This is a genomic window from Bordetella genomosp. 6, from assembly GCF_002119705.1.
Classification (GTDB): domain Bacteria; phylum Pseudomonadota; class Gammaproteobacteria; order Burkholderiales; family Burkholderiaceae_B; genus Bordetella; species Bordetella bronchiseptica_F.
This window is the reverse complement of sequence record NZ_CP021107.1, coordinates 4,957,692-4,984,065: the sequence shown is the minus strand read 5'-3', so window position 1 is coordinate 4,984,065 and position 26,374 is coordinate 4,957,692. Positions and strand designations below refer to the sequence as shown.

Genomic DNA, 26,374 nt, shown 5'->3' with positions numbered 1-26,374 from the left:
GGCGTATGGGCACCAGGTGACGCTCGTCCCCGTGCGCGAGGTGACCGAGGTCGATCCGGACCTGCCCGAAGGGGTAGGGGTGGAACGGCGTCTGGCGCACTTGTACCGCCCTTGGCAGCTACCCGCTACGGTCCTGTGGATGATGTTCCGCGGTTATTTCTGGCGCGAGGCCTGGCGGTGCCTTGGACGCGGCCGGCTGCGCTACCTCGGGCACTTTTTCAAGGAAAGCGTGCGGGCGACCAACACGTTGCGCATGCAGTCGGCATTGCGCGACTACGACGTGCTGTACACATACTGGTTCAAAGGGGAGTCGACTGGCATATCGCTGCTGCCGGGAACCCACGCGCGGCGGCTGACCCGTGCGCATGGCTACGACTTGTACGAGGATCGCCCCAATAATGAAGGTTATATCCCCTACCGTGAAATGACGCTACCGCGGCTGGACCGGGTCGTGGTGCTATCCGAAGAGGCGCGTGCCTATCTGGAGCAGCGCTACCCGGCCTCGGTGGGCCGCACCGTGGTTTCTCCGCTGGGCGTTGCGCACGAGTCGGACGAGAACCCCGGCCCGGAAGCGGGCCGTATCGTGCTGGTTTCCTGTTCGTATCCCACGCCCAATAAGCGCCTGCCCTTGATCGGTCAGTTGGCGGCGGCCGTGGCCGAGGCTCAACCGTCGGTCAAGGTGGTATGGGTGCATTTCGGTTGCCGGCGCGAAGAAGCGGGTCTGCCCGTGGATTTCGCGGGCCCCGCCAATCTGTCGGTGCAGTTTGCCGGCGAGGCCCCCAACGAGCATATCCGCCGCTGGTATGCCACCCGGCCGGTCAGCTTTTTCGTGAACCTGAGCCAGTCCGAGGGGCAGCCGGTTTCGATCATGGAGGCGATGGCGTTCGGCATTCCCGTCATGGCCACGGGCGTGGGGGGCATACCCGAGATGCTGCGCCACGGTGGCGGCCTTACGCTGCCCGAGCAGCCCGATGTGGACGCCGTGGCGCGCGAGATGCTGCACCTGCTGGACGACCCGCAGCGCTACCAGGCGATGCGCGAGGCGGCTCGCGAGACCCAGCTGGCCTATTTCAATACCAGCGCCAATCACCGGACCCTGGCCGACCTTATCGGCGAGTTCTAGGGCCTTGCGCGGGGGTGGCGAAGCCTGGCTGGCTAGGCGTACGTGACCGAAGCATATTCCCGTACGATCTGGCCCAGCAATTCCGCCGCTTGCCGCGGACTGCACATTTGCAGCGAACGATCGAGCATGCGCAATTGCCCCATGAGGGTTTCGTACGGAAGGCTGTATTCCGTGGCGCGCATGATGCGGGGATGCAGGGTTTCGCGGGAGTCTTCCCCGATCAGCAGTTCTTCATACAGCTTTTCCCCGGGCCGCAGGCCGGTAATGCGGATCTCGATATCGCCATCCGGCTGGTCCGAGTTCTTTACCGTCAGTCCGTACAGGCGCACCATGCGTTCGGCCAGCTCCCGGATCAATACCGGTTCGCCCATGTCCAGCACGAATACCGAGCCGGATTCGCCCATGGCGCCGGCCTGCAATACCAGTTGCGCGGCTTCGGGTATGGTCATGAAGTAGCGCGTGATCTCGGGGTGGGTGAGCGTGATCGGCCCGCCGTCCAGGATCTGGCGCCGGAACAACGGGACGACGCTGCCGGAGCTGCCCAGCACGTTGCCAAAGCGCACCATCGAGAAGCGGGTCTTGTCCTGGATCTGCGCGTGCGCCTGCAGGATCAGTTCGGCCAGGCGCTTGGAGGCGCCCATGACATTGGTGGGGCGCACGGCCTTGTCGGTGGAGATCAGGACGAAATCGAGCACGCCTGCCTGGATGGCGGTTTCAGCCATGTTGAGCGTGCCGAAGGCATTGGTGCGTATGCCCTCGGAGACATTGTGCTCGACGATGGGCACGTGCTTGTACGCGGCGGCGTGATAAATGGTCTGTACGCCGTGTTCCTGCAACTGGGCCAGGCAGTGGGCCGCGTCGCGCACCGATCCCAGCACGCCGGCGATTTCGATGTTGCGCTCGCCGACGCGCTGCCGCAGATCCTGTTCGATGGCGTAGAGCGCCGGTTCGGCGATCTCGAAAAGCACCAGCTTGCGGGGCCGCAAGGCCAGGATCTGGCGGCACAGTTCGGAACCGATGGAGCCGCCGGCGCCCGTGACCATGACGACCCGGTCGGTGACGCAGCGGCCCAGCAGGGTGTCGATGGGCGCGACCGGATCGCGTCCGAGCAGGTCCTCCACCTGTACGTCGCGCAGGCGCACGCCGTTGGTGGGGTCGATGAGTTCGCGCATGCTTGGCACCAGCCGGATGCGCAGGCGATACGGCTCGGCGGCCTCGACGATGCTGCGGATCTGCTTGGGGGGCGCCGAAGGCATCGCGATCAGCAACTGTCGGATGTTGTGGCGGTCGATCAGCTTGGGCAGCTGCTCGGGCGGGTAGACCCGCAGGCCGTTGACGACCAGGCGGTGCTTACGCTTGTCGTCGTCCAGCATGGCGACGGGACGGTAATGCGGCCCCGCGCGCAGCGCCATGGCCAGCTGCGACCCGGCCCCGCCCGCGCCGTAGATCAGCACCGGCGTGCGCGGATCGGCCATGTGGTGGTCGGCGGGAAACAGCAGCTTGCGGGCAATCAGCCGCACCCCGATCAGGCCCACCAGGGCGAGCGCGGCATACAGGACCAGCACGCCACGCGAGATGGTGGCCAGTTGCAGGAAGGTGTTCCCGGCGGTCACGACCATGACCGAGACCACGATTCCCCCCAGGATGGCGGCCAGCACCCGCTCGCTCATGTAGCGCAGGATATAGAGGTAGACGCCGAACGCCGCCAGGGCCGCAATGCCGCCCGCGCAGGCCAGCAAGGACAGGAACAGATACTGGTCGGTCAGGAAGAACAGCTCGAAACGCAGCCATAGCGCCAGGTGGAAAGTACCCAGCAGGATTACGGCATCCAGCACGATCGCCAGCATCTGCTTGAACGGTCGCGGCAGGTCGACGAAGAGGCGCCGGATGGCATAGGGGAGAGTCATGACTGCGGCGAACGATGCGATAAGGGGGAAGCAAGCGGTTTGCGGATTTTACCGACTAGCGTGCTGTGGAAATGCGCCTGGACGGGCCGGGGCGCCATTTTTCTGTGGCAAGACCGCCACGCAGACGCCGACCAGAAACCAGAAGGGCTGCAGGTAAATCATGGAACTCGGGGCCATGCCGGCAATCGCGGCGGTTATCAAACAGATGCGTCCGGTACTGTCCGAGCGCACCAACAGCCACCCAAGGAATACCACCCACAGCAGGCCCAGATGAAAAAACATTTCGAACCAAAAGAAATGGGGCGATGCCCATTGGGCGTCCGTCGCCGGCCACATCAGGTTCAATTGTCCCAGGCCCAGGCCCAATGCCCATTGCCACCACGGCATCTCGCGGATTTGCGCGTACATGTCCAGCAATAGCTGGACCCGATAAGCGGTCGAGTGGTCGCCGTTATTGGCGACTACGCCGATCTTGTCCACGGGAGGCATGTCCTCGCTGGCCTGAACGGATTGGACTGTCTCGCTCGCGGCGGCGGTGGATGCCGGCGTCAGTACGGCGCCGGCCCCCACCTGGGCCCTGGGCGCCAGGGAGGGGAGGGTGCCGAACTGGAAGTTGCCATGGTGCAGCACCAGGGCCGCGGCCGAGGTCGCAAGCAGCGCGCCGGCCAGCAGCGCCCGGTTGCCGTGTCCAAGGCGCCGCGCGTAGCCCAGCAGGTACAGCAGCCCCAGCACGCTTGCGGCCAGCAGGATGGTGCGGCGGTTCATGGCCAGGGCATAGAACCAACAGGTTAGGTACAGCGGGAACGACAGCTTGCGCTTGATCAGGAGCCAGATGAGATTGGCGAAAACCAAGGCCGTGGCCATGTCGTTGATGTTGTACCAGACGCCGCCGGTCAGGGGATAACTCATCCGGAAGCGGCCGGAACCGGTCCAGGCGTCGTAGATGGGTATGGCGGCTGTGATCAGCCAATAGAGGACAATGGGGTACAGGCCCTCCACGAAATCAACGCGGCGGCGGACCATTGCGTCGGCGAGCACGGCGTAGCAGGCGCCTGTCAGCAGGAAGGCCAGGAAACGCAGATAACGGTCCGTATGCTCCACCCACAGCAGCTGGATCAGCAGGACCGCGGCGGTTGCCGCCAGCCAGCGGGTCAGGGCGCTATCGAGGACGGCATGGCGCCATTGCCGGTCCAGCGCGATCAGGGCCAGGATCAGCGCGGCGCCGAAATGAAAGGGTCGCAGCGGCGCCAGCACATAGATGGACGAGCCGGAAAAGCCCAGTGCGACGGCGCACAAGGCCAGTGGCGTGGACAGGTTCGGCCAAGCCAGAGCTCGGGTCGGCGCGCTAGACAAAGCCAATACAAACTCCGAAGAAAAGAGCGGGCGCCAACAAACCGATCGCGATCAAGCGGCCATTCAGCATGGCCTGGATGGCATGGTAGACGTCATGGGTCGGGCGCGCGTCCACGATGCCGGCAATGCGGGGTTCCAGGACAAAGGTGAGCAGGACGGTCGCAACACCGTTGATCAGCCCCGACAGTTGCGAAATCGTACTTCGATACTCGTGAAATACCAGCGCGAAAAAGTATGAAAGTAATACGCCCAGGCAATAGCAAAGGAAAACGATTGCGGCCAGCAGGGCGATGCGTTTCTTCGGCAGGCTGGCCGGCGTCTCCAGCGCGGCCCGGATTTCTTCAACGCGCAGCGGCGCCTGCCCCGCGCGTTTGCGCACGGCATTGGTCAGCAGCGCGATCCAGGAGTAGCGCAGCCAATAGCCCACCAGGGACAGCAGCGCCGCGCCAAACATGGCGGCCAACCCCATTTGCAGGTAGAGCGAGGTGGGCACCTGCTTGTCGACCAGGAAACCCAGCAGCGGCATCAGGGCGAGGTAGAAGAACCGGGTGATCGTGGTGGTGGCGTTCTGGATGGCATAGCCGGTGACGGGCTTGCCCGCCATGCGGCCCGCGACGCGCGCGTAGTAGCTCAGATACTCGAGCAGGTGAATGATCGAATAGCTGGCGATGACCAGCAGGGGAAGCAGGGTCATCATACGGAGGCGGGCTGGTTCGCACGGTAAAGCCTGGCTGTTTCGGCGTAGGCGTCCAGCATCATGTCCAGGCTTTTGCTCCAGGTATATTCGCGGAGCACGCGGGCTCGTCCGGCGGCGCCCAGGCGTTGCCGCAGCTCCGGGTCCAGGACCAGTTCCTGCAGCCTGTCGGCGGCGGCGTGGGCGTCCTCCCGGGCCACGATGTAGCCCGTCTGGCCGTCCACCACGACCTCGGCCGGGCCATCGGCGTTGGACACCACGACCGGCAGGGCGCACGAGCAGGCCTCGAGAATGGCGACGCCGAAGCTGTCCATGCGGCTCAAGGCCACATACACATCCAGCGCTCGCAAGGCTTCGGGCACATCGGCGTGCGGGATGCGTCCCTTGAATTCCACCAGATGCGCGATGTGGGCGGCCTGGGCCTGCTCGCGCAAGCGCTGCAACTGGCTTCCCGCGCCATAGATGCGCAACACCAGGCGTTCGGCCATGTCGGGCTGGCTGGTCGCCAGGGTCTGCCTGAGCAGCGCAAAGGCCTGGATCAGCGTGTCGATGCCGTAGTGGGTTTCCAGCGCCTTGACGGTGCCTATCACGATGGGACCGTCCGCGGCCGGCGCCTGGGCGGATTGGGCCGGTTGAAACAGCGCTTCGTCGATGCCGAACGGGGTGACAAAGATCGGTCGTCTCGTCAGGCCGCGCATTTCGCGCTGCATGGCGTGACTGGTGGCCGCCAGGGCGGTCGCATGGTCGAGATTGCGCTGCAGCAATGCCTTGTGCCACGTGCTGGCGTTCGGAAACTCGTAAATGTCGCTGCCCCAGGCGGACAGCAGCACAGGGGAGAAACGGGCGCGGCGCGCCAACAGGCCGTAGCCGGTGGCGTAGTGAACGTTGAGCAGGTCCGGTTCGATGCGTTTGAGCAGCGCCCGCAGGCGCGGCGCGGCTAGAAAATAGCCCAGCGGCGCGCGCCAGGGAAGCCGATACTGCGTGATGCGTTCGTCGTACAGCGAGGGATCGGGTGTTTCCAGCGAAAGCAGGTGCACTTGCAGGCCGCGACGAGCCAACCCGTTTGCCCAGCGGATGGTATGGATACTGCGCGCCGGCCCCAGCAAGGCAATCCTGGCAGGAGTGCCTTGCGCGAAGTCTGGCGACTGGCGAGTGGGTGCGTTACTTAGCAAGATTAATCGTCGAACCATCGTGGGCGCGCACGGCCGAGCACACCCTGAGGAACGCTGGATGGGGGGAAGCCGCTGCATTGGCACGCAACGACACGGCACTGCCGGGAGCGCGCCATCGAGTGCGAGTCAAATTAACACAATCTCCAGAAAGCGGCGTGCCGTACCCACGAAGTAAGCGTATCAAATAGTTTCCGATTATCTGGCGACGGCCAGCAGGGTTTGCGCAATTATTTTCAGATCACCTGAAAAGGTCCGCGTGCGGACATATTCGGCCTGGATGCGCAGCTTTTCGGGAAGTATGACCTCGCGGTATGTGCGCTCGGGGTCCGCCGATTGACCCAGGATTTCGTTTTCGTTGCGAAAACGTATCGACGCGGGGTCGGTAATTCCCGGACGCACCGAGAGAACCAGGTCGCGCAACGCGTCCGGATACAGGGCCACATAGCGGGGCACTTCGGGGCGCGGGCCGACCAGGCTCATGCTGCCGGTGAAGACATCGATCAATTGGACCAGCTCGTCCAGCTTCCACTTGCGGATCCACTTCCCTATGCGGGTTATGCGTGGGTCGGCGCCCACCGTGATCTGCTTCGCCTGCGGGTCCTGGCGCACGCTCATGCTGCGCAGTTTGTGGATGCGAAATGGCACGCCGCCCTTGCCGACACGTTCCTGGCGGAAAAACACCGGTCCCGGGCTGTCCAGCTTGATGGCAATCGCGATCAGGGCGAGCAACGGCAGAAGCGCCATCAGACCGAGGCCCGAGCAAACGACGTCAAACAGCCGTTTGATCATGGGCGCAGAAGCTGCCGTACCGATTCGGTGACCCGCCGCACGTCGGCGTCGCTCATGCGCGAGTAGATCGGCAGGCTGACCATGCCTTCGAACGCGGCCTGGGAATGCGGATACATGTCCGGCGTCAGTCCATATCGGTCGCGCCAATAGGGCTGCAGGTGCAGCGGCACGTAGTGCACGCTGCAACCGATGCCGTTCTCGGTCATGCGCACGATGAAGTCGTCACGCTTGAGCGGCGCCTCTCGGTGGATGCGGATGGCATACAGGTGCCACGAGTGCTCGTCGTCGCCGCGGTGGGCCACGCGTTCGACGCCCGGCGTGCGGCCAGGGCAGGGGGGCAGCGTCAGCGGCAGGTCGGCGAAGGCCTGGTCATAGGCCGCGGCGATCCGCGCGCGCCGGTCGCGCATTTGCTGCACGCGTCGCAGCTGGACCCGGCCCATCGCGGCGGCCGTGTCGGTCATGTTGTACTTGAAGCCGGGGGCGACGATTTCGTAGTACCACGCCGGCTTCTTCGAGGTGAAGCGATCGAAGGCGTCGCGGTCGATGCCATGCAGCCGCATGACACGGCAGCGCTTGGCGAGGGCCGGGTCGCGCGTGACCACCATGCCCCCTTCGCCGGTGGCCAGCGTCTTGGTGGCGTAAAAACTGTAGACGGTCAGATCGCTTCGCAGGCTGCCGATACGCTGGCCTTGCCAGGAGGCCGGCAGCGCGTGGGCGGCGTCCTCGATGACCTTCAGGTCGTGCTTGCGGGCGATGGCCAGGATGCTGTCCATGTCGCAGGACAGGCCGCCGTAGTGCACCGGCACGATGGCGCGGGTGCGCGGCGTGATGGCGCGTTCGATGGCGGCGGGCGAGATGCACAGCGTGGCCTGGTCGATATCGACCAGGACGGGTTCGGCGCCCAGGTAGCGGGCGACTTCGGCGCTGGCGGTGAATGTATGCGTGGTGGTGATGACTTCGTCGCCTGGTCCGATGCCGATGGCTTCCAGGGCCAGGTGCAGGCCGGCGGTGGCCGAGTTGACGGCCACGGCCTCGACGTCGGCGCCGACGTAGCTCGCGAACTCGCGTTCGAATTCGCGGGCATTGGGGCCGGTGGTCAGCCAGCCCGAACGCATGGATTCGGTGACCGCTTGGATTTCGGCCTCGCCGATATCGGGCAGGGCAAAGGGCAGGAAGTCGCTCATGGTGCTGGATCGCTGTAGAAGTGAGGGGCGCGCCGCCGGCGGCACCGGCCAATTCTCGCAGATTAGCGCGAGGCTGCGCGCCGTGGCGTGACAGATTGCACGGCGTCGAGGAATTGTTGCGCCAGTACCGGGTAGTCGTGGTGCGCGAGCACGTAGTCACGGCCGCGCCGGCCCATGGCATGGCGCTCGGCGGCGGGCAGGGCGCGCAGGCCGTGCAGGGCGGCGGCCAGGGCGGCCGGGTCTTCCGCGGGCACGGACACGCCGCAACCGGCGTCGGCCACGATATCGTTGCCGCTTTCGATCGATTGCACCACCGGGCAGGCCGACAGCATGTAGTCGAACAGCTTGTTGGGGCTGACGCCGAACTGGAACAGCGGGCTGCGCCGCAGGCCGATATAGGCCGCGTCGATGTCGGCCATCACGGCCTGCACGGCGGGGCGGGGCACCGGGTCGGCGAAGGCGATGTTGCGCAGGCCGAGCTGGCCGGCCAGGCGCTTGAGCTCCGGCTTGTCGGGGCCGTCGCCCAGCAGCAGGAGGCCGATGGGTTGGTCGCGCAGGCGCGCCATCGCCTGCAGCAGCATGTCCAGCGCATTGGCGTGGCCGTGCGTGCCGGCGTAGGCAAGCACGAAGTCGCATTGTTCGCGCAGTTGGCGGATCTGTTCGCGCACCCGCAGGTAATCGGGATTATCGAAGTCGGGCGAGCTGTACTCCGCCACCGGCACGCCGTTGGGCACGTGCGCATACCGCCGCGGGTCCAGCCCGCGCTCGCGCATGTAAGGCAGCGCGCACGGCAGCATGGAAACGGTCAGGTCGGCGTGCCGGTATGCGTAGTCTTCCGCGTACTGCATCGACGCGATCATCGGATGCCAGGCCTTGAAGCCGCCCAGCAGCCTGGGCGTGAGCGGCCACAGGTCGTGCACTTCGAACACCAGGCGGGCGCCAGTCTGGCGGGCCAGGCGCGCCGCCGGCAGGACGTCGTAGGGGTGCGTGGAGGAGGCAATGACAATATCCGGCCGCCAGTTGCCAAGGTCGCGGCGCAGCCCGTAGAGGCGCGCGCTGAACTGCAGCATATTGAGCAGGCGGCGCGCGCCGTTGCCTTGGTAAGGCAGCGTGGCATACCAGAGATACTCGATGCCATCGACGTCCTCGCGCGTGAGCCGGCCGGACGCCTGGGGGGCGCGCGCCCGGATGTGCGAGACGGTGCTGGCCGCCACTTTCACCTGATGTCCCCGCTCGATCCATTCGCGGCCGAAGTAATACGGCCGGAACTCCATGCCATAGCGGGGCGAGCCTGCGTAATGGTTGATCAGCAGGATATTCATGGCGGTGCGTGTACTGCGTTGGATCAGCGGGCGGCCAGGGCGTCCACGATGCGCCGTGCGGCCTGGCCGTCGCCGTACGGCTGCACGTCGCGCGGCTGTTCGCTCAGCGCGTCCTGGACCGCTTGCGCGACAACGGTGCTGGACACCGGCGGCGCCAGGCGATTCCAGCCGGCCTCGACCAGCTCGGTCCATTCGGTTTCGTCGCGCAGCGTGACACAGGGAATGCGATGGAAAAACGCTTCTTTCTGCACGCCGCCGGAGTCGGTGGCGATGAGGGCGGCGTACTTTTCCAGCTGGACCATGTCCAGGTAGCCGACCGGTTCGAGCAGGGTGACGGTGGACGCCAGCTCGTCGAGCAGGCCCATGCGGGCCAGGATGCCGCGCGTGCGCGGGTGCAGCGGCCAGACGACCTGGCGTTCGGCGGCCAACGCCTGCAGCGCGCGCACGATGATCGTCAGGCGTTGCGCGTCGTCGGTATTTTCCGCGCGGTGGATCGTGGCCAGCACATAGCCGCCCGGCTTCAGGCCGTGGGCCGCCAGGGCCCGGCCGTCGGCGGTGACCCGCGCGCCGTGGTGCAGCGCAACGTCGTACATGACATCGCCGACCTGTACGACTTTCTCGCCCGATTGGCCTTCCGCGGCCAGGTGGCGCGTGGCGCTGTCGGTGGGCGTGAACAGCCAGCGCGAAATGCGGTCGGTCAGGATGCGGTTGACCTCCTCGGGCATGCGCAGGTTGAAGGAACGCAGGCCGGCCTCCACGTGGGCGACCGGAATATGCAGCTTGACCGCCGCCAGCGCGCCGGCCAGGGTCGAATTGGTGTCGCCATAGACCAGCACCACGTCCGGCTTTTCCGCCTGCATCACCTGTTCGAGCGCGATCAGCATGCGGCCGGTCATGTCGCCATGGCCGCCGCCGTGGATGTCCAGTTGATGGGCGGGCGCCTGCATGCCCAGTTCGTCGAAGAAGACGTCGGACATGTTGGCGTCGAAATGCTGGCCCGTGTGGACCACGACTTCCGTCAGTTCCGGGCGCTGCGCAATGGCTGCGGAGACGACGCTCGCCTTGATGAATTGCGGGCGGGCGCCCAGTACGGTCAGTATCTTCTTCGGCATGACGAAATCAGTTCAGGGCCTGGCGCAGCGCGGCAACAATCTTGTCCTGGGTGGCTTCGTCCAGATCCGGGTGCATCGGCAGGCTCATGACGCGCGCGGCCAGGTCGTCGGAAACCGGCGTGGCGCCGGCGCCCTCGGCGTACTGCTCATAGGCCGGTTGCGCGTGGATGGGACGCGGATAGTGCACGGCGGTGGGAATGCCGGCTTCCTTGAGCTGGGCGATGACGGCTTCGCGGTTGGGCACCATGACGGTGAACTGGGCCCAGACACTGTCGCGGTCGGGGCGCACGGTCACGGTACACGCGCCGTTGGGCAAATCGGCCAGCAGTTGCTGGTAGCGCGCGCCGATCTTGATGCGTTGGGCGATTTCCCAGTCGAAGCGCTCCAGCTTGCCCAGCACCACGGCGCATTGCAGCGTGTCCATGCGGCCGCCCACGCCGATGCGGGTGTGGTAATAGCGGCCCGATTGGCCGTGCACGCGGATTTCGCGCATGGCTTGCGCCAGCTCGTCGTCGTTGGTGAACAGCGCGCCGCCGTCGCCGTAGCAGCCCAGCGGCTTGCTCGGGAAGAAGCTGGTGCAGCCGATGGTCGACAGGTTGCAGCTCTTGCGGCCCTTGTAGCTGGCGCCGAAGCTCTGCGCGGCGTCCTCGATGACAGGCAGGCCATGCTTGGCCGCGATCGCGTTGACCTCGTCCATGTCGCCGCATTGGCCGTACAGCGACACCGGGATGATGGCCTTGGTGCGCGGGGTGATCTTCGCCTCGATCTCGGACGCCTTGATGTTGCAGGTGTCCGGTTCGACGTCGACGAACACGGGCTTGGCGCCCAGCAGTGCGATGACTTCAGCGGTGGCCACGAAGGTGAACGACGTGGTGATGACTTCGTCGCCGGCCTTCACGCCCAGCGCCATCAGCGAGATCAGCAGCGCCTCGGTGCCCGAGGCCACGGTGATGCAGTGCTTGGCGCCGGTATAGGCGCACAGGGCGGCCTCCAGTTCCTTGACTTCCGGGCCCATGATGAACTGGCCGTGGTCCAGGACGGCCTGGATGCGCGGGTTGATGGTGTCGCGCAGCGCTTGGTATTGGGTTTTCAGGTCAATGAATTGCATGTCTCACTCGCCCAGCCGGCAGGCGCCGTTTTCCAGGATGTAAAGGTCGCCCGTATGGGGGCAGCGCGCCTGGCCATTGCCGGTCAGGGGCAGGTCCAGCTGTTCGCCGTGGCGGCTCATCCAGCCGATCTGGCGCGCCGGCACGCCGACCACCAGCGCGAAATCGGGGACGTCCTTGTTGACGACCGCGCCGGCGCCGACAAAGGCGTAGCGGCCCACGGTCGCACCGCAGACGATGGTGCAGTTGGCGCCCAGCGTGGCGCCCTGGCGCACCAGCGTGTCACGGTATTCGTTCTTGCGTTCGATGGCGGCGCGCGGGTTGTAGACGTTGGTGAACACCATGCTCGGACCGCAGAACACGTCGTCTTCCAGGACGACGTTGTCGTATACCGACACGTTGTTCTGGATTTTCACGCGGTCGCCGATCCGCACGCGGTTGCCCACGAAGACATTCTGGCCCAGCGAGCAGCCCGCGCCGATTTCGGCGCCGCCGCAGACGTGGACCCAGTGCCAGATGCGGCTGTTGGCGCCGATGCGGGCGCCGTCATCGACAATGGCGGTCGGATGGATGGTGGTCATGCTTCAGTCCAGCGGCAGGGGAATGCGCACGCCGTCGCGCGCGGAACGGTAGATGGCGGTCAGCAGGGCCAGCGATTGCAGGCCTTCGCGGCCATCGGTTTCGGGTTCGCAGTCGCCGCGCAGGCAATTGATGACATTGTCGTAGTACAGCGGGTGCCCGAAGCCGTAGACCGAGGTGGTCTCGTAGTTGGCTTCGCGGATCTTGTCATCGTCCGGGTGCGGTTCGGCAAACTTCCACTCGTCGATGCGGTTGACCGCAACGCCTCCCACGCGAACCGTCCCCTTTTCGCCGAGAATGGTGATCGAACCTTCCAGGTTCTGCGGATAGGTCAGCATGGTGACGTTGATCGAACCCATCGCGCCGTGGCGCCAGCGCAGCGCCGCCACGCCGGTGTCCTCGGCTTCGATGCGGCGCGCCAGCGTGGCCGTGTAGGCGTATACGCTCTCGACCGGGCCGACCAGCCAGTCCAGCAGGTCCACATAGTGGCTGGCCTGGTTCATGAAGGCGCCGCCGTCCCATTCCCACTTGCCGCGCCAGCGGGCGGCGTCGTAATACTCCTGCGGCCGGGTCCAGAAGACGTTGACCGTCACCATGTAGATACGGCCGAAGCGGCCCTGCTCGATGGCTTTCTTGACCAGTTGCAGGGTGGCGTTGCGGCGGTTCTGCTTGACCACGAACAGGCGCACCCCGGCTTCGTCGCAGGCCTTGACCATGCGCTTGCCGTCTTCCCAGCGGGTGGCCATGGGCTTCTCGCTGACCACGTGGCGGCCGGCCTGGGCGACTTCGATGGCTTGCCACGGATGCAGTCCGGACGGCGTGGCCAGCACCAGTGCGTCGGCATTGCCCTGGGCCAGCATGTCGCTCAGCGAGGAGAATGGCCGCGCGCCGGTGGCCGCCTCGGCGGCCTGCAGCGCCTCGGGGTTGGTGTCGCAGATTTCGACCAGCTCGGCGCGGTCGCCGTGCTGCGCGATCGCGCCGATGTGGTTCTTGGAAATGCGGCCGCAACCAACTAAGCCGAAACGGATTTTTCGATCGGTGATGGGAAGTGAGCTCATGAACGCCGAGGTATTGAGGTAAATTGCCGAAATTCTTCTTATGCCGCCCCGGACAGCAGCGGGCGAAAATAAGCGGCAATAATACCGCGAATCCCGTAGGGATTTTCCTGACAAATCTCGTTGGTTATTGATGCCAAATCGTATTCTCATCGTCCGCACCTCGTCGCTTGGCGACTTGGTGCACATGCTGCCCGCTATTTCCGATATCGCTCGATACGTTCCCGATACCCAGATCGACTGGGTTGCGGAAGAGGCTTTTGCCGATATCCCGAAATGGCATCCGGCGGTCAATGAGGTGATCAAGGTGGCGCATCGGCGCTGGCGCAAGGCCTGGTGGTCCGAGCCTGTGCGCCAGGAACGCCGCGCGCTGGCCGAGCGCCTGCGCTCGGTGGCCTACGACGTCGTGCTGGATATGCAGGGGCTGCTGAAATCGGCCTGGCTGGTGCGGCAGACCCGCGGTGTGCGCCATGGCCTGGACTGGCGCTCCGCGCGCGAACCGTTGGCGTCGCTGTTTTACAACGTCCGGCACCGGGTGGAGTTCTGGCAGCCGGCCGTGGTGCGCCAGCGCAAGCTGGCCGCGTTGACCTTTGGCTACAACTACGCGGGCGCGCCCGACTTCGGCTTGCAGGCATTCGGCCGGGCCGCGCAGCCCGACGATGCGCCGGCCGATTCGGGCCGCCGCATGCTGCACCTGGCGGCCGACCGGGGTTATGCGGTGATCATGCCGTCGGCCAGCCGCGACGACAAACTGTGGCCCGAGGACGATTGGCGTGCCGTATTCCGGCGGCTGCAGGATGCCGGCTGCGCCCTGCGCCTGCTGGCCGGCAACGAGCAGGAGGCCGAGCGCGCCCGCCTGCTGGTCGCCGGCATGGAGGGCGTGGAAGTGCTGCCGCGCATGGATTTGACGTCGGTGGCGCAGGTGCTGGCCGGCGCCCGTCTGATGGTGGGGCTGGATAGCGGCCTGACGCACCTGTCGGCGGCGCTGGGCCGTCCCACCATCGGCATCTATCGCGCCTCGACGCCGGTGCGCACGCCGCTGGTGGGGCCCAACTACACGGCCAGCCTGGGCGACCGTGGCGCCTCGCCATCGCGCGAGGCCGTGCTGGCCTCGGTCGAGCAGGCCCTGGCGGCGGCCTGATATGGGCCGCGGCGTCTATACCCTGGCGTTGCGGGGCCTGGCGCCATTGATCTGGCTATGGATGTGGCGCCGCGCGCGGCGCGCGGGTGGCCAGTGGGAGTTGTTCGCGCCGGCCCGCTTCGGCCGCGCCGGTTCGCGCGAGCCCGCGCCGCTGGCCGCGCCCGTCTGGGTGCACGCGGTCAGCCTGGGCGAGACGCGCGCGGCGCAGCCGCTGGTCCAGGCCCTGCTGGAACGGGGCCTGCCCGTACTGTTGACCCATACCACCGCCACCGGCCGGGCCGAGGGAGCGCGCCTGTTCGGCCCGGCGCTCGAGCGCGGGCAATTGCAGCAGGCCTGGCTGCCCTACGATTTTCCTGGCGCGACGCGGCGCTTCCTGGCGCGCCATGCGCCCCGCTGCGGCCTGCTGATGGAGCGGGAAATCTGGCCCAATCTGCTGGCGGCGGCGCGCGCGCAGGGGGTGCCGATGGCGCTGGTCAGCGCGCGCTTTTCCGCTGCGTCGCTGCGCCAGGCCGGCTGGCTGGGCCAGGCGCTGCGTGAAGCCCTGGCGGGGCTGGACCGGGTGCTGGCGCAGACCGAGGAGGATGGCGCGCGCCTGTGCCAGGCCGGCGCGAATGCCTGCACCGTGACCGGCAGCCTGAAGTTCGACGTGGCGCTGCCCGAGGCGCAATTGCGGGTCGGACACGCCTGGGCCGGGGCGACGGGCCGGCCCGTGATCGCGCTGGCGAGCACGCGCGAGGGCGAGGACGCCATGTTCATCGAGGCGATAGGCGCCTTGCAGACACATCGCGCCGCCACGCCGCGGCCGCTTATCCTGCTGATTCCCCGCCATCCCCAGCGTTTCGACGAGGCGGCCGCCCGGTTGCAGGCCGCCGGCCTGGCCTATGCGCGGCGCTCGGCCGGCTCGGGCGAGCCCGGACCGCATATCGACGTGCTGCTGGGCGATACCCTGGGCGAAATGCCGTTCTACTACGCCGCCGCCGATGTCGCCATCGTGGGGGGCAGCTTCGCCAGGCTGGGCGGGCAGAACCTGATCGAGGCCTGCGCGGCCGGCACGCCGGTCATCGTCGGCCCGCATACGTTCAATTTCAAGGATGCCGCCCGGGACGCCATCGCGGCGGGGGCGGCGCTGCGCGCGCCCGACGCGCGCACCGCGCTCGATTGGGCGCTGCAGTTGCTGGCCGAACCGGTCCGCCGGCAGGCCATGAGCGAGGCCGCGCGCGCCTGGACCGCCGCGCATGCCGGCGCCACGCGGCGCACGCTGGATGCGCTGGAGGATTGGCTGGGATAGTCCGCCGTGCGGGCCGTCAGGACCGCAGCACCTTGACCTGGTCGGCCTTCATTTCCTGGTTCAGGCGTGCCGCGTCGCGCCCTTCGTCGGCGGGACGCAGGCCCAGCCAGCCCTGGCCTAGCGCATAGACCCACAGGTTGGCCGCGACGATCAGGAGGAACAGGATGCGCATGGGTAGTCCGCCAGGTGTGGAGGGTCAGGCCGTTGGCGCGCCTTGCGCGGCGAGCGCCGCCAGGCCGTCGAGCACGGGGCTGTCGAGATAGGTGGGCCGCGGCGTGGCGCCGAAGGCGGCGCCGGTGGCCGCCAGCAGGCGTTCGGCTTCCTGCCGCACCTCGGGCCACCCGCCGCCGGCGACATAGATCTCCGGCGCCTGGCCGTAGCGTTGGCGGCCGGCCAGCCATTGCCGCACGATCGCGCCGGCCTGGGCGGCGGCGATGCCGCTGGCGATGGCCTGGTGGGTGTCGACGGGGTAGTCGGTAACCAGGCCGTCGGCCAGGGGCAGGTGGGCGGTGCCGTGGGCCAGCGCGCCGCGCATCATGGCGGGGCCGGGCAGGATCAGCCCGCCCGGAAAGACATTGTCGGGCCCGATGGTATCCAGCGTGGTGGCGGTGCCGAAACTGGCCACCAGCAGCGGCGGGTGCACGGACGGCTGGCGCGCCAGCACGCCCACCATGCATGCCCAGCGGTCGGCGCCCAGCTGGTCGGGATTGCGATAGTCGTTGCGCAACCCCATGGCCAGGGCTTGGGCCCGCAGCCACCGGATGTCGCAACCGCCCGCGCGCAGCGTGGCGGCAATGGCCTGGCCGCGGGCCAGGCCGGCGACGTTCACGCCCAGCGCCCGTTGCGGGCGCCTGGGCAGCGTGGCCAGCCAGCGGCCCAGCGCGTCCAGGTCGAGATTGTCGAAGGCGACGGGGGCGGGCTCGCGCGCGGCCTGCGGCGCGTCCGGGTCAAACCAGCCAACCTTGAGGCGGCTGTTGCCGGAGTCGATGAGAATAATCATGCTTGGGGCCGGATCGAAATTTCGCCCACGGAAACGGGACGCAGGCCGTCGGCGGCCCGCACCAGCAGGCGGCCATGGTCGTCCACGCCGCTGGCCGCGCCGGTGTAGAGGATTTCGCCGCGGTCGATGACGTTGACCGGCCGTCCGGCCAGGGCATCGACCCGGGCAAAGCGCGCGCCGAAGGCGGCAAAGCCTTCGCGCTGCAGCGTATGGGCGGCGTCCTGCCAGGCTCGCGCCACGGCGGCGACCAGCTCGGCCGCCGCGTCCGGGCCTTTTTCGCCGGGGCCGGCGACGTCGTTCCAGTCGGCCACCGCACGCTGCAACGCCTGCGACAGCGCATCGCCGCCATGCAGGTTCAGGCCCATGCCGATGACGACGGTGTGGCCCGCGCCGGCCGGATTGCGGACCGATTCGACCAGCACGCCGGCCAGCTTCGCGTCGTGCCACTGCACGTCGTTGGGCCACTTCACCAGCAGGCCGGCGGGTTGGCCGACCAATTGGCGCAGCGCCTCGCAGGCTGCCATGCCGGCCAGCGGCGACAGCGCGGGCAGTTGCGACGGCGGCAGGTCCACGTCGAAGGCGCACGAGAACATAAGGGCCGCGCCCACCCGGTTCTGCCAGGGGCGGCCGGCGCGGCCGCGCCCGGTTTCCTGCAGGTGCGCGCCGAGCAGGCAGGGCCGCGCCCCGCCGCCGGCGCGTGCGCGCGCCAGCAGGTCGGCATTGGTCGAGCCGGTGCTTTCGACCCAGGAGACACCCTGGAACGCAGGCAGGCGAGCGGCGATGGCCCGGGCCAGCGCAGCGGGCTCGGGCAGCGAGAGGGAGCGGACTTCGGCTGGCATGGGCGCGATTGTAATGGCACCCATTGCCGGGGCGGGACGTATATCATTCGTTACGATCGTTCGAATTCCTGTGTATCCGCGCATTTCCGCGATTGCCTATGCCTAGTTTGCCGAGTACCGCCGGCGCTGCCGCATTGCCGTTGAATCTGGACCATGGCGTATGCCATGTGTCGGGCGACTGGTCCATGCAGGCGCTGGCAGCCCCGGGTGAAGTGGCGCGCCGCCGCGCGGCGCTGGCCCGCGTCGGCGCCGACCAGCGCTGGGATTTGCGCGGGGTCGAGCGGCTCGACACCATCGGCGCCCACTTGCTCTGGGGCGCCTGGGGGCAGCAGCTGCCCGAGCGCGTGCGCTGGTCCGACGGCCAGCGCGAGGTGTTCCAGACGCTGCAGCGCAACCGCGGCGAGGCGCTCCCGGCGCCGGCGCCGGCGGACCGCTGGAGCTGGGTGCGCGCGATCGGCGACGCGGTCTTCGACGCCGGCCGCAATGGCCGCGCATTGCTCATCATGTTCGGCCAACTGGTGCTGGACCTGGGCGCGTTCCTGCGCCGCCCGTCGCGCGGGCCGTGGCGCGAGATTTCGGCGCAGGTCTACCGCACCGGGGCGCAGGCGCTGGGCATTACCGCCCTGGTCGGTTTCCTGATCGGCGTCGTGCTGTCCTACCTGTCGGCGCAACAGCTTCAGATGTTCGGCGCCGACCGCTTCATCGTCCGTTTGCTGGGCGTTTCCATCGTGCGCGAGCTGGGGCCGGTGCTGGCGGCCATCCTGGTGGCGGGGCGATCCGGTTCGGCCATCACGGCCCAGATCGGCGTGATGCGGGTCACGCAGGAACTGGACGCCATGCTGGTGATGGGCATCTCGCATGGCCAGCGCCTGATCCTGCCGCGCGTGATCGCCCTGGCGATCACCATGCCGCTGCTGGTGGTCTGGACCGATGCCATGGCACTGCTGGGCGGGATGCTGGCGGCGCAGATGCAGCTGGGCGTTTCGGCGCAGTGGTTCCTGACCTCGCTGCCGGATGCCATTTCGCTGACCAATTACTGGATCGGCATGTTCAAGGGCGTGTCGTTCGGCATCCTGATCGCGCTGGTGGCCTGCCATTTCGGCCTGTGCATCCAGCCCAATACCGAAAGCCTGGGACGCGGCACCACCACCTCGGTGGTGACCTCGATCACGGGCGTCATCCTGGTCGACGCACTGTACGCCGTCATTTTCAGCTCGATAGGCATCTGATGGGCAGCGTGGCACAGCAGAACCTGTTCAGCGCGACCGACCTGGCCGTGGCGCCAGTCATCGCGGTGCGCGGCTTGCGCACCGCGTTCGGCGACCACGTGGTGCACGACAATCTGGACCTGTCGGTCTACCCGGGCGAGATCCTGGCGCTGGTGGGCGGCTCGGGCACGGGCAAGACGGTGCTGCTGCGCCAGATCATCGGCCTGGAGCGGCCGGCCGCCGGCACCATCGAGGTGCTGGGCCGCCGGGTCCAGGAGCTCGAGCCGGCCGAACGGCGGCGCCTGTCGCACCGCTGGGGCATGTTGTTCCAGGCCGGCGCGCTGTTTTCGTCGCTGTCGGTGTTCGATAATGTGGCCCTGCCGCTGCGCGAGCTGCGCACCGTGCCGGAAGACCTGGTGTGCGACGTGGTGATGTGCCGGCTGGCGATGGTGGGCCTGACGGCCAAGGACGCCGACAAGCGGCCGGCCGACCTGTCCGGCGGCATGGTCAAGCGGGTGGCGCTGGCGCGCGCCCTGTCGCTCGACCCCGAACTGTTGTTTCTCGACGAGCCGACGGCGGGCCTGGACCCCCTGCGCTCGGACGAATTCGTCGACCTGGTGCGCAGCCTGCACCGCCAGTTGAGATTCACCGTGGTCATGGTGACCCACGATCTCGACACCTTGCTGGCGCTGGCCACGCGCGTGGCCGTATTGGCCGACAAGCGCGTGATCGTCTGCGACACCGTGCGGGAAGTGCTCAAGGTCGACCACCCCTTCATCCGCAGTTTCTTTCTGGGCGAGCGCGGCCGCCGCGCACTGGGAGATCTTGCACCTAAGGAAACGGGCCATGGAAAACCGTAGTCATGCCCTGCTGGCGGGGCTGTTCACGCTGGCGTTGCTGGTCGCCGCCGCGCTGGTGGCCATATGGGTCGGGCGCGATCGCGCCGCCCTCAAGCCCTATGTCATCGTCTCGTCCACCTCGGTCAGCGGGCTGTCGGCCCAGTCCACCGTGCGCTACCAGGGCGTGCCGGTGGGCAAGGTGCAGTCGCTGGGGTTCAACCCCGACAAGCCCGCCCAGGTCCGCATCAGCATCGGCGTGGCGCCCAGCACTCCGATCACCGAGTCCACCTGGGCCGAACTGGGCGTGCAGGGCGTGACGGGGTTGGGCAATATCGAGCTGCGCGACGACGGCACCTCGACCCGCAGGCTGGCGTCCAGCGCTGCCATGCCGGCCACCATCCCGCTGCGGCCGGGTTTTTTCCAGCGCTTCGAGCAGCGCGGCGGCGAGATCCTGCACAACGTCGAGCAGGTGTCCGCGCGGCTCGAACGCCTGCTCAGCAATGAGAATGTGCAGGCCACGACGGCCACGCTGCAGAACATCGCCGCCATCACCACCGACCTGCGCCAGGCGGCGACCGACCTGCGGCCGGCGCTGGCGCAGGTGCCGCCGCTGGTCGATTCGCTGCAGGCGATGTCGCGCAACACCGGCCAGGCGGCCCGGGAGATCGCCGGCCTGGCACAGTCGGCCCGGCAGGCGCTGGCGCGGCTGGATGCGCCGGACGGGCCGCTGGCCATGGCCACGCGCAGCATGCGCGATATTGCCTGGGCGGCCGCCCGGCTCGACGCGCAGACCCTGCCGGCGGTCTCGGGCATGGCCAGCAGCATCGATTCGGCGGCCCGCAGCGCCACCACGACATTGCGGCGCGTGGGCGATACGCCCCAGTCGCTGCTGTTCGGCCCGCCGCCTGCCGTGCCCGGGCCGGGCGAGCCGGGTTTCGCGGGATTCGGGAGGTAATGGATATGAAGAAGGCCATCATCGTGTTGTCGACCCTGTTGCTGGCCGGCTGCGGCGCCGGCCGCATGGCGGCGCCGCCGGCGCTGTTCGACCTGGGGGCCGACGTGGCGGCCACGCCCGCCTTGCCGGCGCGCCAGCCGATCGTGCTGGCGTACGAGGCGGTGCCGTATCTGTCCGATACCGGCGTGATCTGGCGGGTGGGCGACAGCGCCAGCCCGCACGCTTACGCGCGTTCGCGCTGGGCGAGCGCGCCGGCCGAGCTGGTGCGCCAGCGGCTGGTCGAGCGCCTGTCGCGCCAGGGACCGGTATTGGGCGCCGGCATGGGGCCCGGCCTGGCGCAGGTGCAGGTCACGCTGACGCGTTTCGAGCAAGTCTTCGCCGCCGACGGGCAGGCCAGCGTCGGCCATGTGGCGATGCAGGCCGTGTTGCTGCAGGATCGCCAGGTGGTCGGCCAGGTGCGCATCGCGCGCGAAGCGCCGGCCGCCACCCAGGATGCCGCCGGCGGCGTGCAGGCCTTGCGCCAGGCCACCGATGCCGCGGCCGACGAGCTGGCCGGCTGGCTGGCTGGCCGCGTCGCGGCCGCCGGCGCGCGCGCCGGCAGTTAACATGCCCTTTTGTTCCACTTGGCTCCGTCATGTCCGCACGTACCGAAACCCAAATATTCACTGGCGCCGCCGGCAGCATCGACTGCGCCATCGATTGGCCCGCCCATGCGCCGCGCGGCTGGGCGCTGGTGTTGCACCCGCACTCGCTGCAAGGTGGCGCGCGCGACAACAAGGTGGTCACCACGGTGGCGCGCGCCTGCGTGCAGCACGGGCTGGCCGCGGTGCGGCCGAATTTCCGCGGCGTGGGCGAGTCGGCCGGCGAGTTCGACAAATCGATCGGCGAGACCGAGGACATGCTGGCGCTGGTGGCGCAGGTGCGCGAACGCTATCCGGAGTTCGCCGCGTCGCCGTGGGTGCTGGGCGGGTTTTCCTTCGGCACCGCGGTCGCCGCGCAGACCTATGCGGCCCTGGCCGCGGCCGGCGATCCGTCGCTGCCGCGCGCGCTGATGCTGATGGGGCCGGCGGTCAACCGTTTCGAGCGCTCGGCCACCGAGGTGCCGGCCGATACCATGCTGGTGCATGGCGAAGAGGACGACGTGGTGCCGCTGACCGAAGCCCTGGACTGGGCGCGGCCGCGCTCCCTGCCGGTGGTGGTCGTGCCGGGGGCCTCGCACTTTTTCCACGGCAAGCTGCTGGTGCTGCGGCAACTGGTGCAGGATCGCCTTCGCATTGCGCTGGATTGACCCGGTTCGCGTTGCATCGCGTTGCATGTTTGTAAGCGCAACGGAACGTTCTCGCCAGGGGCGTGTCGGATACGCTGCCTATAATTGTGGGCCTCTACCTGCCCTGGCGGGCCCCACCTGAACTCCTAGCCGATGAAGACCTTGCCTGATACTGCTATTGCCCCCGTCGTTCTTTCCCGTCGCGTATTGGCCAGCGCCGTGCTGGCCGCCATGCTGGCCGCTTCGGCGCCGGCCGGGGCCCAGCAGCAGGCCGCGCCCGCCGCGCCGGTTGCCGCCGCCGCGCCCGCCGCGGGCAGCGCGGTAGGCGCCGTGGGAGAGCTGGCGGCCGTGCCGGTGCCGACCATCGCCGCCAAGGCGTGGATCACCGTGGACGTCAACAGCGGCCAGGTGCTGGCAGCCTCGAACGCCGACATGAAGGTCGAGCCGGCGTCGCTGACCAAGATCATGACCGCCTATGTGGTGTTCAACGCGCTGCAGGAAAAGCGCCTGACGCTGGAGCAGCAGGTTCCGGTATCCGAGCACGCATGGCGCACCGGCGGCTCGCGCATGTTCATCGAGCCGCGCAAGCCGGTGACGGTCGACGAACTGAACCAGGGCATGATCGTCCAGTCGGGCAACGACGCATCGGTGGCGCTGGCCGAGGCGGTCGGCGGCAGCGAAAGCGCCTTCGCGGCCCTCATGAACCAGGAGGCGCAGCGCCTGGGCATGCGCAACACGCATTTCATGAACTCCACCGGTCTGCCCGATCCGCAGCACGTCACCACGGCGCGCGACCTGGCCACGCTGGCGGCGCACCTGATTTCGGATTACCCCGACTACTACCACTACTACAAGCAGAAAAGCTACACGTACAACAAGATCACCCAGCCCAACCGCAACCGCCTGCTGTGGGCCGATCCGTCGGTCGACGGCATGAAGACGGGGCACACCGATTCGGCCGGCTACTGCCTGGTGTCGACCGCCATGCGCGGCGACCGCCGTATCCTGACCGTGCTGGTGGGCGCCGACAGCGAAGCCACGCGCGCCGAGGAAAGCCTCAAGCTGCTCAATTGGAGCTTCCAGAACTTCGATACGGTCAAGCTGTACGACCAGAGCCAGCCCGGGCTGGACGCGCGGGTCTGGGAAGGCAAGGTCGAGAACGTCAAGCTGGGCCCGCCCAACCCGGTGTGGCTGGCGGTGCCGCGCGGCAAGGCGGCCGAGATCAAGCCGGTCGCGCAGCGCACCGACCCGCTGGTGGCGCCGCTGACCAAGGGACAGCAGGTCGGCACGCTGCAGCTCACGCTCGACGGCAAGACCTTGCGCGTCGAGCCGCTGGTGGTCCAGGAAGACGTCGAGCGCGCCGGTTTCTTCGGCCGCATGGCCGACACCGTGAAGCGCTGGTTCCAGTAACCATGAAAGCCGCGCCGGTGGCGGCGCGGCGGCACCGGCGGGCTGCCATGTCCGCCCCTATCCTCTCCAAGGAGCTCCCCATGATTCCGGGCATGCCGGGCGACAGCCAGGTATATCTCAACGGCGAATTCACGCGCCTCGACGAAGCCAAGATTTCCGTGCTCGACCGCGGTTTCATCTTCGGCGATGGTATCTATGAAGTCGTGCCGGTCTACGACGGCAAGGTGTTCCGCATGACCGAACACCTGAATCGCCTGGACCGCAGCCTGGCGGCGCTGCGCATCGTCGCGCCGATGGACCGCGCGGGATGGGAGTCGGTGATCGCCGGGTTGATCGCCCGTTCGGCCCAGCCCACCTGCATCATCTACCTGCAGGTCACGCGCGGCGTCTGCAAGCGCGATCATGCCTTTCCCACCGAGCCGGTCGCGCCCACGGTGTTCGGCATGGCCGCGGCCTTCAGCCCGCCGGGGGCCGCGCAGCGCACCCAGGGCCTGAGCGCGATTGCCATCGACGACGAGCGCTGGCTGCATTGCGAGATCAAGTCGGTTTCGCTGCTGGGCAACGTGCTGGCCAAGCAGCAGGCCGTGGACGCCGGCGTCGACGAGGTGGTGCAGTTTCGCGACGGTTGGCTGACCGAGGGTTCGTCGACCAATATCTGGGTGGTTTCCGGCGGCAAGCTGCTGGCCCCGCCCAAGAACAACCTGATCCTCGAGGGCATCCGCTATGGCCTGATGGGCGAGCTGGCCGAGGCGGCCGGCCTGCCGTTCGAGGCGCGCCGGATCTCGCGCGAGGAAGTGGCCGCCGCCGACGAATTGATGCTGACCTCGGCCACCAAGGAAGTGCTGCCTATCGTGCGCCTGGACGGCAAGGCGGTGGGCGCGGGCAAGCCCGGCCCCGTTTATGAGCAGTTGCGCGCGGGTTATGATGCGCGTATCGCCGCCCTCTAGCGGCCGGCAGGCGGGCGGCCTTGGCGCCGCCCGCGTTTCGCGTCCTTCACGACGCCGCCATCCAGGCAGACGCAGATGCACAATATTCCCCCGGAAGAGTCCCTGATCGAGTATCCGAGCGACTTCCCCATCAAGGTAATGGGCAAGCAGCATCCGGAATTCGCCCAGACCCTCACAGAAGTCGTGCTGCAGTTCGACCCGGGTTTCGATCCGGCCTCGGTCGAGATGCGGCCCAGCAAGGGCGGCAACTACATGGGGCTGACCTTCACGGTGCGCGCGACCTCGCGCGAACAGCTCGACTCGCTGTACCGCGCCCTGCACGGCCACCCCATGGTGTCGATCGTCCTGTAGCCTTGTCATGATCAAGTGGCTTGCGCGCCCGGCCGACTACGGCGCGGTCTGGGACGCCATGAAGGCGTTCACCGCCGCGCGCGGTCCCGGCACCCCCGATGAAATCTGGCTGTGCGAGCATGCGCCGGTCTACACCCTGGGCCAGGCTGGGCGGCCCGAACACCTGCTCAATCCCGGCCTCATCCCGGTCGTGCACTGCGATCGCGGCGGCCAGGTCACCTATCACGGCCCGGGCCAGGTGCTTGCCTACACCTTGTTCGACCTGCGCCGCGCCGGGCTGTACGTGCGCGAGTACGTCGACATGCTCGAAGAGGCGACCCTGGCCACGCTGCGCGAGCTGGGCCTGGAGCAGGCCTGTCGCAAGCCGGGCGCGCCCGGCGTCTACGTGCCCCAGCCGGGCGGCGAACTGGCCAAGATCGCCGCCCTGGGCGTGAAAGTGCGCAATGGCTACGCCTATCATGGCCTGGCGCTGAACATCGATATGGATCTGTCGCCGTTTCTCGGTATCAATCCCTGTGGCTACGAAGGCCTGCGCACCATCGATCTGGCTGCCTGTGGCGTGCGCACCAGCGTGGAGCAGGCCGGCGAATTGCTGGCCGCGCAGCTGGCGCGAGCCCATGGCCGGGCGGTGCGGCAGCGCGCCGCGGCGCTGGCGGGCGTGCCGGGATAGTAGAATGGCTTTTTTGTCTCGAACCGGACCGCGCCTGGCGTTCCGGTTGTGAAGGTGCTCAATGTCCACGCTCGTCGAGTCCCCCGTCCCCTCGAACGACTCGCAGGCCGCCGCGCCGGCCGCCTACGATCCCACCCAGAAGCAGAAATCGCAGGCCAAGACCGCGCGCATTCCGATCAAGGTGGTCGCGGCCGAGAAGCTGAAGAAGCCGGAATGGATCCGCGTGCGCGCCGCTGCGCCGGGGTCGCGCTTCTACGACATCAAGCGCATCCTGCGCGAGCACAACCTGCATACGGTGTGCGAAGAGGCATCCTGCCCGAACATCGGCGAATGCTTCGGCAAGGGCACGGCCACGTTCATGATCATGGGCGACAAGTGCACGCGCCGTTGCCCGTTCTGTGATGTGGGCCACGGCCGTCCCGATCCGCTGGACACGCAAGAGCCCGAGAACCTGGCGCGCACCATCGCCGCGCTCAAGCTGTCCTACGTGGTCATCACTTCGGTCGACCGCGACGACCTGCGCGACGGCGGCGCCGCCCACTTCGTCGACTGCATCGCCAAGGTGCGCGAGTATTCGCCCAGCACCCGCATCGAAGTGCTGGTGCCCGACTTCCGCGGCCGGCTGGATCGTGCGCTGCACATCCTCAACAGCGGCCCGCCGGACGTCATGAACCACAACCTGGAAACCGTGCCGCGCCTGTACAAGCAGGCCCGCCCGGGCTCGGACTACGCGCATTCGCTCAAGCTGCTGGCCGAGTTCAAGAAGCTGCACCCCGAAGTGCCCACCAAGTCGGGCCTGATGCTGGGCCTGGGCGAGACGGACGAGGAAATCCTGCAGGTGATGCGGGACATGCGCGAGCACAACGTCGACATGCTGACGATCGGCCAGTACCTCCAGCCGTCGGAGCACCATCTGCCGGTGCTGCGCTACGTGCATCCGGACACCTTCGCCATGTTCGAGCGCGAGGCCTACGCCATGGGCTTCACGCATGCGGCCGTGGGCGCCATGGTGCGCTCGTCGTACCACGCCGACGAGCAGGCGCACGCCGCCGGCGTCAACTGA

27 protein-coding genes are annotated in these 26,374 nt (G+C 67.8%); 13 read left to right on the top strand and 14 right to left on the bottom strand.

From position 1 onward, the window contains the following. The first annotated feature begins 16 nt into the window (after nucleotides 1-16). Nucleotides 17-1,123 carry a glycosyltransferase gene (locus CAL11_RS23460; RefSeq protein WP_244172881.1) on the top strand — a complete coding sequence of 369 codons (1,107 nt, stop codon included), beginning with the start codon at nucleotides 17-19 and terminating at the stop codon, nucleotides 1,121-1,123. Between the two features lie 32 nt (nucleotides 1,124-1,155). Here the strand turns inward: CAL11_RS23460 and wlbL are convergent, their stop codons facing one another. From wlbL to wlbA, 11 genes are all read right to left on the bottom strand, one after another. After that, a complete protein-coding gene (gene wlbL, locus CAL11_RS23455) occupies nucleotides 1,156-3,030 on the bottom strand; it encodes an O-antigen biosynthesis protein WlbL (protein WP_033465923.1) in 1,875 nt (624 codons plus the stop codon). A gap of 48 nt (nucleotides 3,031-3,078) precedes the next feature. Further along, nucleotides 3,079-4,389 (bottom strand): hypothetical protein, encoded by a 1,311-nt coding sequence (locus CAL11_RS23450; protein WP_244172880.1) that lies wholly within the window; start codon nucleotides 4,387-4,389, stop codon nucleotides 3,079-3,081. Continuing rightward, a complete protein-coding gene (gene wlbI / locus CAL11_RS23445; protein WP_086094413.1) occupies nucleotides 4,376-5,080 on the bottom strand; it encodes an O-antigen biosynthesis protein WlbI in 705 nt (234 codons plus the stop codon). Before wlbI ends, CAL11_RS23450 begins: the two co-directional genes overlap by 14 nt. Further along, complete coding sequence (gene wlbH / locus CAL11_RS23440; RefSeq protein WP_208617567.1) at nucleotides 5,077-6,249, bottom strand: O-antigen biosynthesis protein WlbH; 1,173 nt, start codon at nucleotides 6,247-6,249, stop codon at nucleotides 5,077-5,079. The genes wlbI and wlbH overlap by 4 nt, the downstream gene beginning before the upstream one ends. A 195-nt stretch (nucleotides 6,250-6,444) precedes the next feature. After that, nucleotides 6,445-7,038, bottom strand: a complete 594-nt coding sequence (gene wlbG, locus CAL11_RS23435; protein ID WP_086094411.1) for an O-antigen biosynthesis protein WlbG — start codon at nucleotides 7,036-7,038, stop codon at nucleotides 6,445-6,447. Then, nucleotides 7,035-8,222: an O-antigen biosynthesis aminotransferase WlbF gene (wlbF, locus tag CAL11_RS23430; protein WP_157668874.1), complete on the bottom strand. Its 1,188-nt coding sequence runs from the start codon at nucleotides 8,220-8,222 to the stop codon at nucleotides 7,035-7,037. The genes wlbG and wlbF overlap by 4 nt, the downstream gene beginning before the upstream one ends. 62 nt (nucleotides 8,223-8,284) lie before the next feature. Continuing rightward, on the bottom strand, nucleotides 8,285-9,544 hold the full coding sequence (gene wlbE / locus CAL11_RS23425; protein WP_086094409.1) for an O-antigen biosynthesis protein WlbE: 1,260 nt from the start codon (nucleotides 9,542-9,544) through the stop codon (nucleotides 8,285-8,287). Nucleotides 9,545-9,567: 23 nt separating this feature from the next. After that, entirely contained in the window at nucleotides 9,568-10,656 is a 1,089-nt protein-coding gene (gene wlbD, locus CAL11_RS23420; RefSeq protein WP_086094408.1) for an O-antigen biosynthesis protein WlbD, read from the bottom strand. A 7-nt stretch (nucleotides 10,657-10,663) separates the two neighbouring features. Then, nucleotides 10,664-11,764, bottom strand: coding sequence for an O-antigen biosynthesis protein WlbC (wlbC, locus tag CAL11_RS23415; RefSeq protein WP_086094407.1), 1,101 nt, complete (start codon nucleotides 11,762-11,764; stop codon nucleotides 10,664-10,666). A gap of 3 nt (nucleotides 11,765-11,767) precedes the next feature. Then, nucleotides 11,768-12,343 carry an O-antigen biosynthesis protein WlbB gene (wlbB, locus tag CAL11_RS23410; RefSeq protein ID WP_086094406.1) on the bottom strand — a complete coding sequence of 192 codons (576 nt, stop codon included), beginning with the start codon at nucleotides 12,341-12,343 and terminating at the stop codon, nucleotides 11,768-11,770. A gap of 3 nt (nucleotides 12,344-12,346) precedes the next feature. Continuing rightward, nucleotides 12,347-13,399: an O-antigen biosynthesis protein WlbA gene (gene wlbA / locus CAL11_RS23405; RefSeq protein WP_003807115.1), complete on the bottom strand. Its 1,053-nt coding sequence runs from the start codon at nucleotides 13,397-13,399 to the stop codon at nucleotides 12,347-12,349. Between the two features lie 130 nt (nucleotides 13,400-13,529). Between wlbA and waaC the strand changes: the two genes are divergently transcribed. After that, the gene (waaC, locus tag CAL11_RS23400) at nucleotides 13,530-14,537 is read left to right on the top strand and encodes a lipopolysaccharide heptosyltransferase I (protein WP_033465942.1); all 1,008 of its coding nucleotides are present in this window, start codon (nucleotides 13,530-13,532) and stop codon (nucleotides 14,535-14,537) included. A gap of 1 nt (nucleotide 14,538) precedes the next feature. Beyond that, nucleotides 14,539-15,825, top strand: a complete 1,287-nt coding sequence (locus CAL11_RS23395) for a 3-deoxy-D-manno-octulosonic acid transferase (RefSeq protein WP_086094405.1) — start codon at nucleotides 14,539-14,541, stop codon at nucleotides 15,823-15,825. 16 nt (nucleotides 15,826-15,841) lie between these two features. Here CAL11_RS23395 and CAL11_RS23390 read toward each other — a convergent pair whose 3' ends face one another. The 3 genes from CAL11_RS23390 to CAL11_RS23380 are packed head-to-tail and all read right to left on the bottom strand — an operon-like array spanning nucleotide 15,842 to nucleotide 17,688. Continuing rightward, nucleotides 15,842-15,997, bottom strand: a complete 156-nt coding sequence (locus CAL11_RS23390; RefSeq protein ID WP_033465948.1) for a hypothetical protein — start codon at nucleotides 15,995-15,997, stop codon at nucleotides 15,842-15,844. Nucleotides 15,998-16,021: 24 nt separating this feature from the next. Next, on the bottom strand, nucleotides 16,022-16,825 hold the full coding sequence (locus tag CAL11_RS23385) for a type III pantothenate kinase (protein ID WP_033465950.1): 804 nt from the start codon (nucleotides 16,823-16,825) through the stop codon (nucleotides 16,022-16,024). Next, entirely contained in the window at nucleotides 16,822-17,688 is an 867-nt protein-coding gene (locus CAL11_RS23380; protein WP_086094404.1) for a biotin--[acetyl-CoA-carboxylase] ligase, read from the bottom strand. The genes CAL11_RS23385 and CAL11_RS23380 overlap by 4 nt, the downstream gene beginning before the upstream one ends. Before the next feature lie 74 nt (nucleotides 17,689-17,762). Between CAL11_RS23380 and CAL11_RS23375 the strand changes: the two genes are divergently transcribed. The 10 genes from CAL11_RS23375 to lipA all read left to right on the top strand — a co-directional run bounded on the left by CAL11_RS23375 (nucleotide 17,763) and on the right by lipA (nucleotide 26,374). Next, nucleotides 17,763-18,893: an MlaE family ABC transporter permease gene (locus tag CAL11_RS23375; protein WP_167382572.1), complete on the top strand. Its 1,131-nt coding sequence runs from the start codon at nucleotides 17,763-17,765 to the stop codon at nucleotides 18,891-18,893. Then, entirely contained in the window at nucleotides 18,893-19,732 is an 840-nt protein-coding gene (locus CAL11_RS23370) for an ABC transporter ATP-binding protein (protein WP_086094402.1), read from the top strand. The genes CAL11_RS23375 and CAL11_RS23370 overlap by 1 nt, the downstream gene beginning before the upstream one ends. Then, nucleotides 19,719-20,666: an MlaD family protein gene (locus CAL11_RS23365; RefSeq protein ID WP_086094401.1), complete on the top strand. Its 948-nt coding sequence runs from the start codon at nucleotides 19,719-19,721 to the stop codon at nucleotides 20,664-20,666. Before CAL11_RS23370 ends, CAL11_RS23365 begins: the two co-directional genes overlap by 14 nt. After that, the gene (locus tag CAL11_RS23360) at nucleotides 20,666-21,271 is read left to right on the top strand and encodes an ABC-type transport auxiliary lipoprotein family protein (protein ID WP_015064729.1); all 606 of its coding nucleotides are present in this window, start codon (nucleotides 20,666-20,668) and stop codon (nucleotides 21,269-21,271) included. Before CAL11_RS23365 ends, CAL11_RS23360 begins: the two co-directional genes overlap by 1 nt. 29 nt (nucleotides 21,272-21,300) lie before the next feature. Then, on the top strand, nucleotides 21,301-21,954 hold the full coding sequence (locus tag CAL11_RS23355; protein WP_015064728.1) for an alpha/beta hydrolase: 654 nt from the start codon (nucleotides 21,301-21,303) through the stop codon (nucleotides 21,952-21,954). Nucleotides 21,955-22,086: 132 nt separating this feature from the next. Beyond that, entirely contained in the window at nucleotides 22,087-23,343 is a 1,257-nt protein-coding gene (locus CAL11_RS23350; RefSeq protein WP_015064727.1) for a D-alanyl-D-alanine carboxypeptidase family protein, read from the top strand. A gap of 47 nt (nucleotides 23,344-23,390) precedes the next feature. Then, nucleotides 23,391-24,290 carry a D-amino acid aminotransferase gene (locus CAL11_RS23345; protein ID WP_208617566.1) on the top strand — a complete coding sequence of 300 codons (900 nt, stop codon included), beginning with the start codon at nucleotides 23,391-23,393 and terminating at the stop codon, nucleotides 24,288-24,290. Between the two features lie 75 nt (nucleotides 24,291-24,365). After that, complete coding sequence (locus tag CAL11_RS23340; protein WP_015064725.1) at nucleotides 24,366-24,641, top strand: YbeD family protein; 276 nt, start codon at nucleotides 24,366-24,368, stop codon at nucleotides 24,639-24,641. 7 nt (nucleotides 24,642-24,648) lie between these two features. Further along, nucleotides 24,649-25,311 (top strand): lipoyl(octanoyl) transferase LipB, encoded by a 663-nt coding sequence (gene lipB, locus CAL11_RS23335; protein ID WP_086094399.1) that lies wholly within the window; start codon nucleotides 24,649-24,651, stop codon nucleotides 25,309-25,311. Nucleotides 25,312-25,372: 61 nt separating this feature from the next. Next, entirely contained in the window at nucleotides 25,373-26,374 is a 1,002-nt protein-coding gene (gene lipA / locus CAL11_RS23330; protein WP_033470725.1) for a lipoyl synthase, read from the top strand.